General features: G+C 53.9%; 17 protein-coding genes and 3 tRNA genes. All 20 read left to right on the top strand.

Going from position 1 to position 14,448, the window contains the following annotated elements:
• The 20 genes from MTP36_RS08075 to MTP36_RS08170 all read left to right on the top strand — a co-directional run bounded on the left by MTP36_RS08075 (nucleotide 1) and on the right by MTP36_RS08170 (nucleotide 14,444).
• Complete coding sequence (locus MTP36_RS08075; RefSeq protein WP_249247292.1) at nucleotides 1-348, top strand: hypothetical protein; 348 nt, start codon at nucleotides 1-3, stop codon at nucleotides 346-348.
• Nucleotides 332-484, top strand: a complete 153-nt coding sequence (locus MTP36_RS08080; protein WP_249247294.1) for a hypothetical protein — start codon at nucleotides 332-334, stop codon at nucleotides 482-484. The genes MTP36_RS08075 and MTP36_RS08080 overlap by 17 nt, the downstream gene beginning before the upstream one ends.
• A gap of 124 nt (nucleotides 485-608) precedes the next feature.
• Nucleotides 609-1,301: a hypothetical protein gene (locus MTP36_RS08085; RefSeq protein WP_249247303.1), complete on the top strand. Its 693-nt coding sequence runs from the start codon at nucleotides 609-611 to the stop codon at nucleotides 1,299-1,301.
• Between the two features lie 101 nt (nucleotides 1,302-1,402).
• A complete protein-coding gene (locus MTP36_RS08090; protein ID WP_249247305.1) occupies nucleotides 1,403-1,969 on the top strand; it encodes a hypothetical protein in 567 nt (188 codons plus the stop codon).
• Nucleotides 1,970-2,163: 194 nt separating this feature from the next.
• Entirely contained in the window at nucleotides 2,164-2,751 is a 588-nt protein-coding gene (locus MTP36_RS08095) for a ParB N-terminal domain-containing protein (RefSeq protein ID WP_249247315.1), read from the top strand.
• Between the two features lie 38 nt (nucleotides 2,752-2,789).
• A complete protein-coding gene (locus MTP36_RS08100) occupies nucleotides 2,790-3,497 on the top strand; it encodes a hypothetical protein (protein WP_249247317.1) in 708 nt (235 codons plus the stop codon).
• A complete protein-coding gene (locus MTP36_RS08105) occupies nucleotides 3,490-4,335 on the top strand; it encodes a class I SAM-dependent methyltransferase (protein ID WP_249247321.1) in 846 nt (281 codons plus the stop codon). The genes MTP36_RS08100 and MTP36_RS08105 overlap by 8 nt, the downstream gene beginning before the upstream one ends.
• Entirely contained in the window at nucleotides 4,328-4,639 is a 312-nt protein-coding gene (locus MTP36_RS08110) for a hypothetical protein (protein WP_249247324.1), read from the top strand. Before MTP36_RS08105 ends, MTP36_RS08110 begins: the two co-directional genes overlap by 8 nt.
• 14 nt (nucleotides 4,640-4,653) lie before the next feature.
• Nucleotides 4,654-5,115 carry a QueT transporter family protein gene (locus MTP36_RS08115; protein ID WP_249247334.1) on the top strand — a complete coding sequence of 154 codons (462 nt, stop codon included), beginning with the start codon at nucleotides 4,654-4,656 and terminating at the stop codon, nucleotides 5,113-5,115.
• Nucleotides 5,116-5,228: 113 nt separating this feature from the next.
• Complete coding sequence (locus MTP36_RS08120) at nucleotides 5,229-6,071, top strand: helix-turn-helix domain-containing protein (RefSeq protein WP_249247336.1); 843 nt, start codon at nucleotides 5,229-5,231, stop codon at nucleotides 6,069-6,071.
• The gene (locus MTP36_RS08125; protein ID WP_249247345.1) at nucleotides 6,052-7,449 is read left to right on the top strand and encodes a DEAD/DEAH box helicase family protein; all 1,398 of its coding nucleotides are present in this window, start codon (nucleotides 6,052-6,054) and stop codon (nucleotides 7,447-7,449) included. Before MTP36_RS08120 ends, MTP36_RS08125 begins: the two co-directional genes overlap by 20 nt.
• Before the next feature lie 20 nt (nucleotides 7,450-7,469).
• The gene (locus MTP36_RS08130; RefSeq protein WP_249247362.1) at nucleotides 7,470-9,809 is read left to right on the top strand and encodes a phage portal protein; all 2,340 of its coding nucleotides are present in this window, start codon (nucleotides 7,470-7,472) and stop codon (nucleotides 9,807-9,809) included.
• A complete protein-coding gene (locus MTP36_RS08135; RefSeq protein WP_249247375.1) occupies nucleotides 9,802-9,999 on the top strand; it encodes a CPCC family cysteine-rich protein in 198 nt (65 codons plus the stop codon). The genes MTP36_RS08130 and MTP36_RS08135 overlap by 8 nt, the downstream gene beginning before the upstream one ends.
• Nucleotides 10,000-10,064: 65 nt before the next feature.
• Nucleotides 10,065-10,140: transfer RNA gene (locus MTP36_RS08140), tRNA-Gly, on the top strand.
• Nucleotides 10,141-10,143: 3 nt separating this feature from the next.
• A tRNA-Gln gene (locus MTP36_RS08145) sits at nucleotides 10,144-10,216 on the top strand.
• A 7-nt stretch (nucleotides 10,217-10,223) separates the two neighbouring features.
• Nucleotides 10,224-10,300 (top strand) — tRNA-Thr (locus MTP36_RS08150).
• A gap of 285 nt (nucleotides 10,301-10,585) precedes the next feature.
• A complete protein-coding gene (locus MTP36_RS08155; RefSeq protein ID WP_249247378.1) occupies nucleotides 10,586-11,506 on the top strand; it encodes a phage head morphogenesis protein in 921 nt (306 codons plus the stop codon).
• Nucleotides 11,503-12,876 (top strand): DUF2213 domain-containing protein, encoded by a 1,374-nt coding sequence (locus MTP36_RS08160; RefSeq protein ID WP_249247380.1) that lies wholly within the window; start codon nucleotides 11,503-11,505, stop codon nucleotides 12,874-12,876. Before MTP36_RS08155 ends, MTP36_RS08160 begins: the two co-directional genes overlap by 4 nt.
• A gap of 3 nt (nucleotides 12,877-12,879) precedes the next feature.
• Entirely contained in the window at nucleotides 12,880-13,368 is a 489-nt protein-coding gene (locus tag MTP36_RS08165; RefSeq protein WP_249247382.1) for a structural cement protein Gp24, read from the top strand.
• An 11-nt stretch (nucleotides 13,369-13,379) separates the two neighbouring features.
• Nucleotides 13,380-14,444, top strand: coding sequence for a major capsid family protein (locus MTP36_RS08170; RefSeq protein WP_249247384.1), 1,065 nt, complete (start codon nucleotides 13,380-13,382; stop codon nucleotides 14,442-14,444).
• Nucleotides 14,445-14,448: the final 4 nt, after the last annotated feature.

Below are 14,448 nucleotides of genomic sequence, written 5' to 3' on the forward strand. Positions count from 1 at the left end.
ATGTTTTCTGCATGGATTCGTGGAGAAAACACTCCGAAAGCCGTAGAAGAAGCCTTGCAGAAAGTAGCTTATGAACACCCCAATTTTGGAATGCTGCGCCCAGTATGCGTAGAAGAGCAAAAACCGGTAGCAGCGTGTTGGCGGGAAACATCGGCACCTCGCCGGCAGTGGAAAATAGTTCATAAATACAAAGTGGAATATAGATTCCCAGTGAGTAATAGGGAACTGCTCAAAAAATCTTATGTGTGGGCAGTATCCGCAGAAGAAGCTGTGGGCTATGCAAAAGAGAACGTTGGAATTTCGGGACTTATAGTGAATGCGGAGGAATCTAATGAATCTGATTCGTGAAATTTTCTTTAGTCCGATGGTCGTGGATGCGGCCGGAATTATCCTGATCGTGGCCGCATTGCCCATGGCGGGCTGGTCCTGGGCTGTGAATCACATGGCGGGCCCGAAGGCAAAAAATGCAAAGGAGGGCACATGAAAGCACATCTGGCGTTCCTGTGCAATGGCCGGTGTCAGTGGTGCAAAAGCCGTTGGGACTGCGGCAAAGCGAGAAGATTCCTAGCAAAAATTTTCGGGTGCAAAGATTGGAGATGGCAAAACAGATGAAGAACATTCGCCAGCAGCGGGCTGATGAACGGGATAAAGCGGCGCAGATCTTCACTTGGTGTATGGTGGTGGCTATGCACCAGGAAGAGGGCATTGGAGCCACACGCTTGGAGCGGGCCTGTAATGAGATGCACGAGTTTCAGCAGCGGTATAGGACAAAAATCCTGACCGAGAACCGCAAGAGTGCAACGGATGCCATGCGGGAGGACTTGAAAGGCATCTGTGATTTTGAGGTCCGGCTTCCGCAGACCAAGGCTCCGCGCAACCGCAGGGAAGAGCAGCTCCGCATGGCCCAGAACGAGGGCGCAGAGATCGCCTGGCTGGTTATGGCGGCAACAACGCACCTGACCTTCGGCTTCGGCAAGGAACGGCTTGCCCGCTTGAAGCAGGAAACGCTGGATAACTACCGGCAGTACATCGGATGGGTAGAGCAGGACGGTGAAGCCTATGCAATGGAACTGCTTCGCCGCTGTTCGGAACAGGCTTTGCAGGAAGAACTCAAAATCAACGATATGCGGGAAAGCAAAGGTTATATCCTGCCCGGCGGCTCCGCAGAAGCCCAGAGGGCAGATATGCTGCGGGCAATGGAGGCCGTATCGGCTAAGATGGCAGCAGAGCGCGGCATTACCCGCCAGCCGCTGGCCGTTTTGAGCCAGAGTGAAATTTCCCGCCGCATGAGCGCAATTTGAGCAAACAAAAAGAGGACTGCTTGCGCAATCCCCCGAGAAAAGCAATTCTATTATACCTAAATTGATGGATTTTGGCAACGTAGAACAGGAGGATGCGCAAAATGACTATCCCGGAAGATATGATGGCGTTCATCGAAGAAACTGCCCGCAAAGCTGCCCGCGAGGGTGCAAAGGAAGTTGTGGCCGAGCAGGCCCGTAAAGCCGCAGGCCGGTGTGACCGCCGGTTGCGGAACACGAAGTTGCTCCTGAAGAACTACCGGATGTTCAAAAAACATTGCACGGGTGCGGTCTATACGGACGAGGTTGGCGAACATGATGGTCAGGAGGAAGAAACCGCACTGGAACTGCTGGACATGATGCTCCAGCGGAACAATGCCATTACGGTTGAATCCATCCGCAACAGCTGCCGGCGCACTAAAATCATGATTCGCCATATCGATGCAATGCTTGGCCTGTACGAAACCTACTGCGCCCAGAGCGACAATGAAGCTCTGAAGCGGGGCCTGCGCATCATCAAGGCCATGTACATTGACGAGACCGCCAAGCCTGTGGAGCAGATTGCGATGCAGGAAAACGTGAGCGCCCGGCAGGTTTACCGTGACCATGATGCAGCAGTGGATAAAATCTCGATGCTGATGTTTGGTATCGACGCATTGGAAATGTCTTAGTCCGATGTCAAAAAGATGTCATGGACGCGTCACGGCAAAAGTGGTACAATAATACCGTAAAATTCTAATCATAGCGCATTGCCCGCCCGGTTTCGCCACCGGACGGGTATTTTTATGCCCAGAAAGGAGGAAAGATACCGCCGCTCCCTAATTTGTTCCGCAACGCCAGCGGAAAAGCAAAGAAGGGAGAAAAAATGAATCAGCAAGTAGTGTATCAGGATATTTCGCAGATCCATCCCTATGAGAACAACCCCAGAAACAACGAAGCAGCCGTTGGTCCGGTAGCCCAAAGCATCAAGGAATTTGGATTCCGGGTGCCCATCTTGATTGATGGAAAAGGCACGATCATTGCCGGACACACCCGCTATGAGGCCGCAAAACGGCTGGGCATGGACAAAGTGCCCTGCATCCGGGTCGATGACCTGACGGACGCGCAGGTCAAGGCGTACCGTATTGCAGACAACAAGGTAGCAGAGGCATCTTCTTGGAATGACGATATCCTCCGCGCCGAAATGGATGCACTGCAGGCGCTGGATGTGGATCTGAGCAGCACCGGCTTCAGTGAAGTGGAACTTGATGGCCTGCTTCGGGATGTGGATGATTCCGATTTTGAGGAATTCTTCACAGAGCCTGCCCAGCAGCCGCCCAAAGTGGCCGATACAGGTTCGGACCCTGAAAGCCAGCAATCTGGACAGCCTGCACCTTTTCAGCCCGCTACGGCGCAACAGAACGGCTCTAAGCTTATCCAATGCCCACACTGCGGAGAATGGTTTGAAACATGAGGCTGTGTTTGGCGGGAACCTTCCCGTCGGAGAAAATTGTGCGGGAAAACAGGCCGGAGTACGTTCTGGAGAGCTTTTTCTATATCAAGCCGTGGCAGGTCGAGGAAATGCCAAAATGGAAGATGTTTCTGCTCGACAGCGGGGCATTCACGTTTATGCACGGGGTAGAGGCTTCATCAAAGCCGGTGGATTGGGACGGGTACCTAAGCAGGTATATCGAATTCATCAACCGCCACGATGTGCAGCACTTCTTCGAGTTGGACGTAGATATCATCGTAGGCTATGATGCCGTAAAGCGCATGAGAGCCCGCCTTGAAGCTGAGACGGGCAAGCAGAGCATTCCAGTCTGGCATCGCTCCCGCGGCCTTGACGAATTTAAAAGCCTGTGCAGGGACTATCCCTATATCGGCATCGGTGGCTTCGCAATCAAGCACATTCAGCCCAGCGAGTACGGCTACATCAAACGGCTGGTGCAGTATGCGAACGCCTGCGGGGTGCGGGTGCACGGTCTGGGCTACACCAAAAAGGACGCGGTTGACTTTGGCTTTTATAGCGTGGACAGCACCACATGGACTACACAGGTCAATTTTGGCGGCTTGTCCTACTTCAACGGCTCAGAAATGGTTGTGGTCAGACCCCCGAAGGGCATGATAGGCGCAGACTACCGGATTCGCCGAGAGTATGCGCTGAAAGAGTGGATCAAATACCAGAAGTACCTTGATACGAAAGGAAAATGGCGTGGATAAAGATATCGTATACCGCGTTGAGGATGGCATGGACAGAGAAAAAATTCTCTGCACCACCTACCAGATGCGGAATTTTTATATGCAGTTCAGAGACGGTTTCTTCACCAATCTGGACGTAATGAACTATATCCAGCACCTTGCCGCCGCCCACATGGCGAAAAAGGGCATGAACGTGCTGGATGTGTGCTGCGGCCGCTCTCTGATGCTCCCACTGCTGCGCTACTACGCAAAGGATATTGCATCCTATACCGGCGTAGACATCAGCAAAGCGAACATCAAAGAGGCTATGCGCGGCGCAACCGCAAAGAACCTTGAACCTAAAGATCTGACTTCCTACTACCCGTTCCGGGTGGGTTGGAAGCTGGGCAACGTTGCTGAGATGTCGAAAGTCATCCCGGCGGGGTTTGCCGATTTTGTGATTTACACCTCTGCCATTGAGCATATGCACCCTACGGACGGCGCAAAAAGCCTTGCAGAATGCTACAAGGTGATGAAGCCGGGTGCAAAGATGTTTCTCTCCTGTCCGAACACCCCGGGCAATGGGTATCAGACCCAGTACCGCGCTCATGTCTATGAGTGGGGCTACGATGAACTGAAAGCCAAGCTGGCCGAAATCGGATTCAGCATTGTGCAGGAGGTTGGTCTGGTCACCAGCGTCCGGGAGATGGACGAGTTCTATTCCAAGCAGGAACCGGCGCTGCGGGACTTCTACACCCGTATGAAAGCCTATGTCCCATCTGCGTTCCTCACAGCCTTTATGGCAATTCCGTTCCCGCGTGAGGCAAAAGAGCTGCTGTTCATCGTTCAGAAGCCGAAAGGAGAAGAAAACAATGGCTAAGTTTGAAAATCGCTACGGCGTGCGTAAAATCGTCTATAAGCAGAAATGCCGGTGCTTCTGCCCCATCGGAAAGACAGACTACACCAATGAATTTACTGTGACCATGGAGCCGGCAGAGATTATTCCGGACTACTGCGAAATCGACAAGTTCATCCGTGAATGTCTGGAAGGTGAAAATCTCGTCATCGAGGAAGCAGCCAGCAAGCTGAAGAAGAAGCTTGTTGAGGATGTGCACCCCAGCTGGATCGTGGTCGAATCTGCGGTGAACGACGCATCCCACGGCAATGTGGTCGTTATGGTATGAGGGGGGCAGGGGATATGAGAAACACCAAAGCCCTATGCCAGACCGCAGTTGTCGCGGCTCTATATGTCGCATTAACCACCCTGAACCCGCTGTCATGGGGAGTTATCCAGTTCCGGGTGGCTAATATGCTGTGCGCCCTCCCGTTCAAGGATAAGCGGTACGCCCCGGCGGTTCTGCTGGGGATTGCAATCGCAAATGCAACGAGCCCTTTCGGCCCGGTCGATGTGCTCTTTGGCCTGCTGGCTGAGGGGACTGCATACGCACTGGTGGTCTGGGGGCCGTGGAAAAGGCTGGGGATTCTGTGGAAAGCAGTCATCCTATCCCTGTCCGTGGCTCTGTTCATCGGCGTGGAACTGTCTATGATGGTCGGTGCACCGTTCTGGTTGACAAGTGCTGGCCTGTTCGTGGGCACATTCCTGGCCGTGGAACTGGGAAACTTGATGATCTCCAAAACCGCTCTCGCAAAGGTCGTGTGAGAGGGACCGCGGCGCTGGCTCTGAAAAGGGTCGGCGCTTTTTCTTCGAAACAACACAACAGCCCGGGTAGATACCGGGACAGAAAATGAAGAAGGATAGTGGTGGCGATGTAGATGGAAACGCGAGATAATGCGTTCACCCTTTATAAGAAGGGGATGGGATGCACCGAAATCGCAAAGAAGCTGGGCGTATCGCTGAACACTGTGAAATCGTGGAAGAGGCGCTATTGGGATGCACAAAAGGGTGCACCCAAGAAATGCACCCCGCCGCACCCCAAGGGTGCATCTTCCAAGTGCGCCCAGAAAGCCCCGCAGGATGACAAGCCAAAGCCGGGCGCACCGCTGGGTAATGTCAATGCAGTTGGCAACCATGGAGGCGCGCCGCCGGGTAACCAGAATGCCTTGAAACACGGTGGCTGGTCTGCGGTGATGTTTGGTTCTTTTTCAGAGGAAAACCAAAAAGCCATTCAGGACTGCACGAAGGACGTTGATGCAGAAGACCTGTTGATACAGGAACTCCAACTGCTGACCGCCCGGGAAGCTTTTCTGCTTCAACGCATTTCCGCTGTTCAAGAGAAGAAACAGCACATTCAATCGGTGCATACCTCTAAGTCTGGCAGATCGTTTACTCGCTTGGACGAGGACAAGGAAAAAGAAGCCCACGATAAGGAGGTTTACATTGAGCGGATAGATGCCAAAGTCGATCGGGAAGAAAGGCTCCCCGGCACCACCGTGGAGACATCAACCACCGTCGAATCAAGCTACCTTATCGTGGAACGCTTAGAGCGGCTATTGACCGATGTACAGCGCCAGAAGTCCAAGGTGATACAACAGCTTGCTGACCTGCGCAGAATGAGCAACAGCGGCAAGAATGAGTTGGTAGACGATTGGGTTGCGGCAGTCGAGGCGGCAGACACGGAAGCGGAGGATGTGGACGATGGCACTGAGACAACGTGAAGTCTTTGCCAAGCGGATCCCGCTGTACCGTAAAGACCCTTGCTTGTTCTTCAAAGAGGTCACTGGCTTCAAGCCTGATCCGTGGCAAAAAGAAGCCGCCACAGCTATTGCACAACACCGCAAGGTTTCGATTCGCTCAGGACAGGGCGTTGGAAAGACTGCTTTTGAAGCGAACCTAGTCCTTTGGTTTCTTTCCTGTTTCCCGTATCCCCGCGTCGTGTGCACGGCACCGACCCGCCAGCAGTTGAACGATGTGCTCTGGGCTGAGATTGCCAAGTGGCAGGAACGCAGCCCTGTCTTGCAGGCTATGCTTGTGTGGACAAAGACTCGTGTTTACATGAGAGGACATGAGAAACGCTGGTTCGCCGTGGCTCGCACAGCCACCAAGCCGGAGAATATGCAGGGCTTCCACGAAGATAATATGCTTTTCGTGGTGGACGAGGCATCTGGCGTTGCTGACCCCATCATGGAGGCTATACAGGGTACGCTTTCCGGCGATAACAACCGCTTACTGATGTGCGGAAACCCAACGCAGAACACGGGCACATTCCACGATTCGCACACCGTGGACGCCCAGTCCTACTACTGCATGAAGGTGTCCAGTAGGGACAGCCCCCGCACGAATAAGCAGAATATCGCTGACTTGGAGCGGAAGTTCGGCAAGAACAGCAATGTAGTCCGTGTCCGTGTTGACGGAGAGTTCCCGGAGAATGAGGACGATGTCTTTATTCCGATGGCACTCGCAACAAAGGCCGTCAATACTGAACCTCTGGAGCATTGTGCTCCAGCCCGGATCTCCATCGGGTGTGACGTAGCCCGCTTTGGCAACGATGATACGGCCATTGCACAGAACATTGATGGAGATATCCAAAAGCTGGTCACGCGCCATGGTCAAGACCTATACGCTACGGCAGACGATATCATTGCGATATATAAAACCATGCGTGCAGCGTATCCGCAGTACCGCGGTCTGATTTACGCGGTCATTGATGACACCGGCGTTGGCGGAGGCGTGACCGACATACTCAACCGAGAAAAGATTCGGCAGAAGCTAACCAAGCTGATGGTCGTGCCGGTAAACTTCTCCAGCGCTGTGCCGGACAAGGAAGCCGCCGGGCGCTATGCAGATATCGCAACGTGGATGTGGGCGGTCCTACGGGATATGGCCACGGCGGGCACCCTGCACATCCCGAACGATTCAACCCTGATAGGGCAGCTTACCACCCGCAAATATATCTTTAGCGGTGCTCCTGCAAAGTTGAAGCTTGAAAGCAAGGATGCCTTGAAGAAGCGTGGCCTGACCAGCCCTGACCGCGCTGATGCGGTAGCCCTTGCGCTGTATGAGGGCGGCATCTTTGATGTACGCAGTCTGATATGATAGCCGGAAAGGAGAAAAAGGTGAAAAGAGTTATCCCCGGAAAAATCAAAACGCAGCTTCGCCTCGACGGCTATTACAACGTTCTGAACAAGTATGGTACCCAGCACGACAGCACCGAGTATTACCAGTGGGCAACCGGTGCAGCTGTGACGGATGCGGAATTGGCTGACCTTTATGCAGGAAACGGACTATTCTCAACCATCATTGATGCCCCGGCAGACGATGCCACCAAGAACGGTATCGACCTTGGCATCAAGGATAAGGATTTGCAGAAGCGTCTTGACGACCATCTGCAGACTATCCACTACCAAAGCAGGCTCGCGAAAGCGTTAAAATGGGCACGACTGTTTGGCGGCTCTGCTGTTGTTATGCTGGTGGATGATGGTAGACTTCTTCAGGATCCGCTGAACTGGCGGGATGTTCATGGCGTGGAAGAACTGCTGATTTACGGACGGAATGAGGTGTTTCCGCTGTGGATCAACGGCTATGAGAACAACCCTGACGATGAAAACTACCGCAAAGGCGGTACGGGCATCCCGGAGTTTTACCAGGTGAACAGTGTGTATGGCAGCTATGTAGTGCATTCTTCCCGCTGCCTGATATTCCATAACGGAGAGATTCCCGAAGGCTCCACGATGGCCAATCTCTATCGAACATGGGGCATCCCGGAGTATATGCGCATCCGTGAAGAACTGCGGAATGCCAGCATCGGCCCGGGCTACTCTATTCGCCTGCTGGAACGGCTGTCGATGGTGACATACAAAATGAAGAACCTTGCCAATGTTCTGTCCACGGCAGACGGTGACGATACGGTGCTTCAGCGTATGGAAATGCTTGACCTTGCCCGCAATCTGCTGAATATGGTCTTTATTGATGCAGATGGCGAAGATGTAGGCATTCAATCCCTGTCTGTGGCCGGCGTTAAGGACATCTTGGACAATGCCTGCGCAATGCTGTCCGCTGTGAGCCATATCCCGCAAACAAGGCTCTTTGGCCGCTCTCCAGCGGGCGAGAATGCTACCGGTGAAGGGGATATGGAGAACTATAAGGAGGCTGTGTCCGGCATCCAGTCTGGCGACCTCCGGGACAATACTCGCACGCTGGTCGAACTGATTCTGCGCGGAATGGTGTGGAACGGCGAAATCAAAGAGGTGCCGGAGTACACCATCACATACAAGAGCGCATGGAGCCTGTCTGATGATGAAAAGGCTACGCAGGACCAGGCGAATGCCGCGGCCCAACTTACCAGAGCACAGACTGTGTCTACCTACGTTACAGCTGGCATTTTGGAAATTCCCGAGGTTCGTCAGTCCTTGGCGCAGGATGAACAGTTTGACCCTGAAAACATCATCACAGAAGCAGATGTCAATCAGGACTGGGGCTTGGGTGGGGCTGACGTTCCCCAGCCGACCAATCCGCAGAACCCGCCTGCGGCAGGCAACCTGGTTACGGATGAAGGAGAATGCGGTTATGTTGCCGGCTTTGTCTTGAACGATGGGAAAATCCTCTGCGGACAACGTTCTGATGGGCAAGGCTGGTGCGGCCCTGGCGGTCACATCGAACCCGGAGAAACACCGAGCGTGGCGTTCCGCCGGGAAGCAAAGGAAGAGTTCAATATTGACGTGGGGGATATTACTTATCTCGGCAACTGCAAGGGCAAGCCGGATGAGGTACTTCCCGTTCAGATCTACCGCGTCAATAGCTTCGATGGTGTGCCCCGATGCGACCAAAAGGAGATGTTCACGGCTACATGGATGCTCCCTGAACAGATTTTGAAGCAGGATGTGCCCGGCGGGCTTGTGTTTGAACCGTTTCTCAGAAGCGTGAAAGAATACCTTGACCGGCTGGGCATTACACTGGATGATTTTGACGAGAGCAAGCACAACCGCGATGAGGATGGAAGGTTCTCCAGTTCTGGCGGCTCTACATCATCAAAAGATGTATCGAGCGAGGAAAATTCATCAAAAGACTTGAATGATTCTCAAAGTCATGCTAAAATAAATTCTAACGCAGTTTCGGCAAAAGGCGCGAACACTTTCAAGGTGAAAGGTTTCCCCAACAAGCAGAAGCTGAACAACCACTGGCAGAATGGAAGAACTCACGCCGCTGAGTACGCTCCCGATGGCATTACGACAAAGGAGCAGTACGAAAAGCGGGCGGTTCAACTTTTGGAAAGCCCGTGCGGAAACGGCATAAAAGGCTACAAGACAAAAGATGGCCTTGTGTGCCGGTATGACGCGAAGAAAAATGACTTTGCAAAAGGTTCCCCAGAGAAGGGCGTAAGAACGATGTTCAAGCCTGACGATGGGGAAGATTACTATAAACGTCAGCTTGAACTGGAAGGAATCGAAGATGACTGAGAAAATCCTCTGCCCGGTATGTGGGCAGCATAGCTTTGATGAAGACAACGATTTTGAGGAATGCCCTGTGTGCGGCTGGGTAAATGATGGCGTGCAGAGAGCGGATCCTGATTATCGCGGCGGTTATAACCGCATCAGCCTGAACGAAGCTAAAAAGAAGTTTGCCGAAGGCAAAAAGGTGTTTGACTAAAATATTGGCGTTGAGAGCCTTTGCAGGTGACGTGAAAGCGTCCCTCGCAAAGGCTCTTTTTGTTTGCAGTCATAGCTCAGTTGGTAGAGTGCCTGCCCTCCAAGCAGGATGCCGCGGGTTCAAGCCCCGTTGACTGCTCCATATCGAGGGTTGGCCAAGTTGGATAAGGCATGGGCCTTTGATTCCCAGACCGCCGGTTCGAGCCCGGTACCCTCGACTTTTATGCTGGTGTAGCTCAATAGGATAGAGCAGGCGACTTGTAAACGTCAGGTTGTGGGTTCAATCCCCACCCCCAGCACCACCCGCCGTACACCGTAATCGGCACCTCGATGGCATGAGGGAGCACTGACCCTGCTCCTAACAGACCGCTGCGAAGTGTTCTGGCCTGTTCCATGACAGAGCCAGCGCGGAGCCATAAACCGCGTTCCTTCCGCTTCGCGCTTGGACGGATGCGCGCTGTAAGCAAAAGGTCAAAATTCAAGTGCTGCATGCCATAAGAACAAAGACCCTGCATCAAGGTGGAGATGCAGGGTCTTTTTGATGCCTGCAAAGGGAAGATGGTTCCCAGAAAGATAAAGAGGTGGATATGCCTGTGAAGAATAATGGGCCCGGCATGACCGGGCGCTCTTCAATGACGAAAAAATCAAAGATCGAGCCGGAGTATCCGCAGTGGGCAGAAAGCAAGATGCGCGCAATCGAAAATCGGCGGTTGAAAGAACTGCAGAAGATTGTGCGAGAATCCATGCCTGAAATTCTGGCTATCGCTGCGGAAGAACAGAAAACCGGCTCCGACAGCATCAGACATGATGGATACAGCGACATGGTTCGCCGCATCCAGAACAGGTTCCGCATTATGCGTGACCGGCTCAGTCGGCGGCTGAAAACCGATCCGTTGGAACGAGATGTTCGCCGGTGCGCTGACTACACCGACCGGCGGCAACTCAAAGAATGGCAGCGCAGCGTGCGCGCCACGCTGGGAGTGGATATCCATGATGATTTCTTTCTCGGCGAAAGATACGACCTGATGCTTAAAAGATGGGTTGAGCAAAATGTCAGCTTCATTACCAGCATTGAAAGCGACTGCTTCGATGATATGGAGAACGTCATTATTGAGGGTTTCGCAAAAGGCCGCACCCCGGCGGCGATTTCCAATGAAATCCAACGCCGGTTTGATGTGACCAAGTCAAAAGCGAATCTTCTTGCGCGTGACCAGGTGGGCACCCTGAGCGCGAATCTGACCCGCACAAGGCAGGAATCCGCTGGGGTGGAGGAATATATCTGGAGCTCGTCAGGTGATGAACGTGTGCGCGAATGCCACCGTGAACTTGACGGTCGGAAATTCCGTTATGATGACCCGCCGGCCATGTGGTACATGACAAAGCACGGCAAAGTGTATAGCGGGCGGCATTGCAATCCCGGAGAGGACTACCAGTGCCGCTGTGTTGCAAAACCTGTCTTTAACTTCGATAGGCTGAATTCTGCAGCCTTTAAGGAGAAGAAACAATGAAACAGAATACCCCGCCGCTAGTCCTTCGGAGTGAAATGCGGACAGACAGTGTGCCTGTCGATGAGCATTACAGCACCGAGGGATATTTTTATGATAACCCCATCCTGACCCGCACGGGCATCTTCAAGTACACGCTGGAAGATGGCTCGGAGCGTCGAGAATTGCGCAGGCCGGAAGATGTTTTTGACCCGGAGAGCCTTGCAAGCTATGAGGGAAAACCCATCATCATAACCCACGATGCGCGGGTGATCGACAAGGACAATGCCCGCCGGGAGAGAGTGGGAACAATCCTGACTCCTGGACAGCAGGACGGAGAAAACGTCCGTGCAAAAATCGTCATTGATGACCCGGACGCGGTAAAGGCATCCGGCCTGCGGGAACTGTCTGTTGGGTACTATCAGGATCTTATCATGGAACACGGAGAATGGAACGGAGAGCCGTATGATGCAATCCAGACCCATATCCGAGTCAATCATCTGGCGCTGGTTGCTGTCGCTCGCGCCGGTGATGATGCCCGCCTGAATATGGACAGTCAAGATAACAATGGAGGTATGACCCCTATGGATGAGAACGAGAAGATGAACAACCCCACTCAGGACGATGATACCACCGTGGACACTACGAAGCCTACCACCGATGATGGTGAGGATGCGGGTGGTCCCCCTGCGGCTCCCGGCCTTGACCCCGTTGGCGTTCAGGCAGCAATCAAAGCGTACCTGGCGGCAACAACTGGCGGCGCTACTGCTGACGATGAAAATGACCCGGCGGCAGGCGGTGAGCCTGCAAAGCCCACCGAGGATGATGGTGAGGATGATTCCACTAAGCCCGATGCGCTGGCAGAGATTACCGCCCGCCGTGATGCCATGGAGGACGGTCAGGCCAAAGCGGACATTAACACCCTGCTGTCCATGCTGGATGCCGCAAATGCCCGCGCTGATGCCGCAGAGGACGATACCAAGCCCACTGAGGACGAGGATGATAACCCGGATGATTCCAACAGTCAGCTGAACCATGACAGCGCCAGCGCTATTGCGGCGCAGGTCAGCCAGCGTGTGGAACTGTGTCGGCTGGGCGATAAGCTGCATCTGGATGGCATGGAATCCATGCCGGTAATGCAGGCAAAGAAAAAGGTCGTTCATGCCGTTATTCCGGGTATGCGTCTGGATGGCAAGAGCAAAGCCTACATCAACGCGGCTTTTGATATCGCCAAGGGTAAAATCAATGGTCGCAAGACTGTGGCAGACCAGCGTCGTCAGGTGTTCAATGCTGATTCCGCAAATGCGGCAGTCCGCAATGCGGGCAAGAAGAACGACCCTGATGCGGCCCGCAATCGTATGATCCAGCGTCATGCTGGCGAGAAGGAGGACTAAGCTATGAGCAATATGGCAGTACAGATGAACTACGGCGAGCCTAGCTGCGGTATGCCCGGCCTGCTTTATGACCGTGCGAATTACGATGCAGTCACCCGCCGGAACAGCGCAGAGGATGGCAAGCTGTTCTTTGGCTGCGGCGTTGTGCAGGGTGCGGAGCCCGGCAAGGACATCACCCTTCCCGCAACCGGCGCGACCGCCGAGAAGTTCGAGGGCGTTGTGATGTACAGCGCCAATACGGAGATGGACGATGATGGTGCTGTACTCCTGCGCAAAGGCCAGATTCTGGATGTCTGCCAGACCGGCAAGATGTGGGTGCAGCTGGCCGATCAGGCGGAACCTGCTTACGGTCAGCCGGTTTATCTTGTGATTACCGGCGACGATGCAGGCAAGTTCACCCCGACCAAGGACACCAATCTGGCGGTCAAGGCCCGCTTCATCGGTGCGGCCCAGAACGGCATTGCACCCGCCCAGTTCGCAGAGCAGATCTAAGGAGGTTCAATATGGCTAAGTACAATCCTTTCGACCCCGCCAACGGTTACAGCGAGGAAGACCGCCTTGCCCTGAACGGAAAGTGTGCCTCCCTGATTAACCAGGCATATAAGAACCCGTTCCCCGGCACGAAGATTCGTCTGGATGGAGCCGACAATGCAGGCATCTTCTTCGCCAAGCAGCTGGCGCATGTCAAGACCAAGGCGTACGATAAGGACTTCCCGGAGCTGTCCGGCCTGAAGATCTTCCCTCAGACCAGCGAAACCGATGAGGGAGCTGCGTATATCGAATACTACAGCTATGAGCCGGTTGGCTTTGCTGATGTTATCGCCAACTACGCCAGCGACCTGCCCCGTGTCGATGTGAAGGGCACTCCCCATCGTGCGGAAATTGTCAACATCGGCGACAGCTACGGCTACAACGTGCAGGAACTGCGTGCCTGCCGCCGCAATGCGGTGCTGGGTATTATGAAGTCTCTGGACTCTGCGCGTGCTGAAGCGGCCCGCCGGGTGTACGATGTCAAGGTGAATCACCTGATTTGGCACGGCGACGAGAAGACGGGCATCATCGGCGTTCTGTCCTCCGGCAATAACATCCCCATCTATACACTGCAGAACGGCGCAGCCGGTAAGGCCGACTGGGCATCCAAGACCGCAGACGAGATTGCGGCCGACATTGCCGGCATCCTGAACTACATCGACACCCTGACCCAGAATGTGGAGCACCCGGACAGCTGGGTCATGCCCAACGACCTGTACACCAGCCTGAACCTGCGCCGCATCGATGGCACCGGCGAATCTGTTCTGTCCTACATCAAGGATCACACTCCCCAGATTAAGAACTGGGAAGTTGCCGGCGAACTGTCCAAGGGCAACAAGGACTATAACAGCACCGGCAAGAACATCGGCCTGCTGTATACCAAAGACTCGGACAAGATGTCCCACGAGGTTCCCATGGCTTTCCTCCAGCACGCGCCGCAGGATCGCAACCTGGAAATCGTCATCAACTGTGAGGGCCGCGATGCAGGCATGATGATTCCTTATCCTCTGTCTGCCTGCCTGGTCTACGGCCTGTAAGAAA

Origin of the sequence: Faecalibacterium sp. I4-1-79 (assembly GCF_023347235.1) — a bacterium.
Taxonomy (GTDB): domain Bacteria; phylum Bacillota; class Clostridia; order Oscillospirales; family Ruminococcaceae; genus Faecalibacterium; species Faecalibacterium tardum.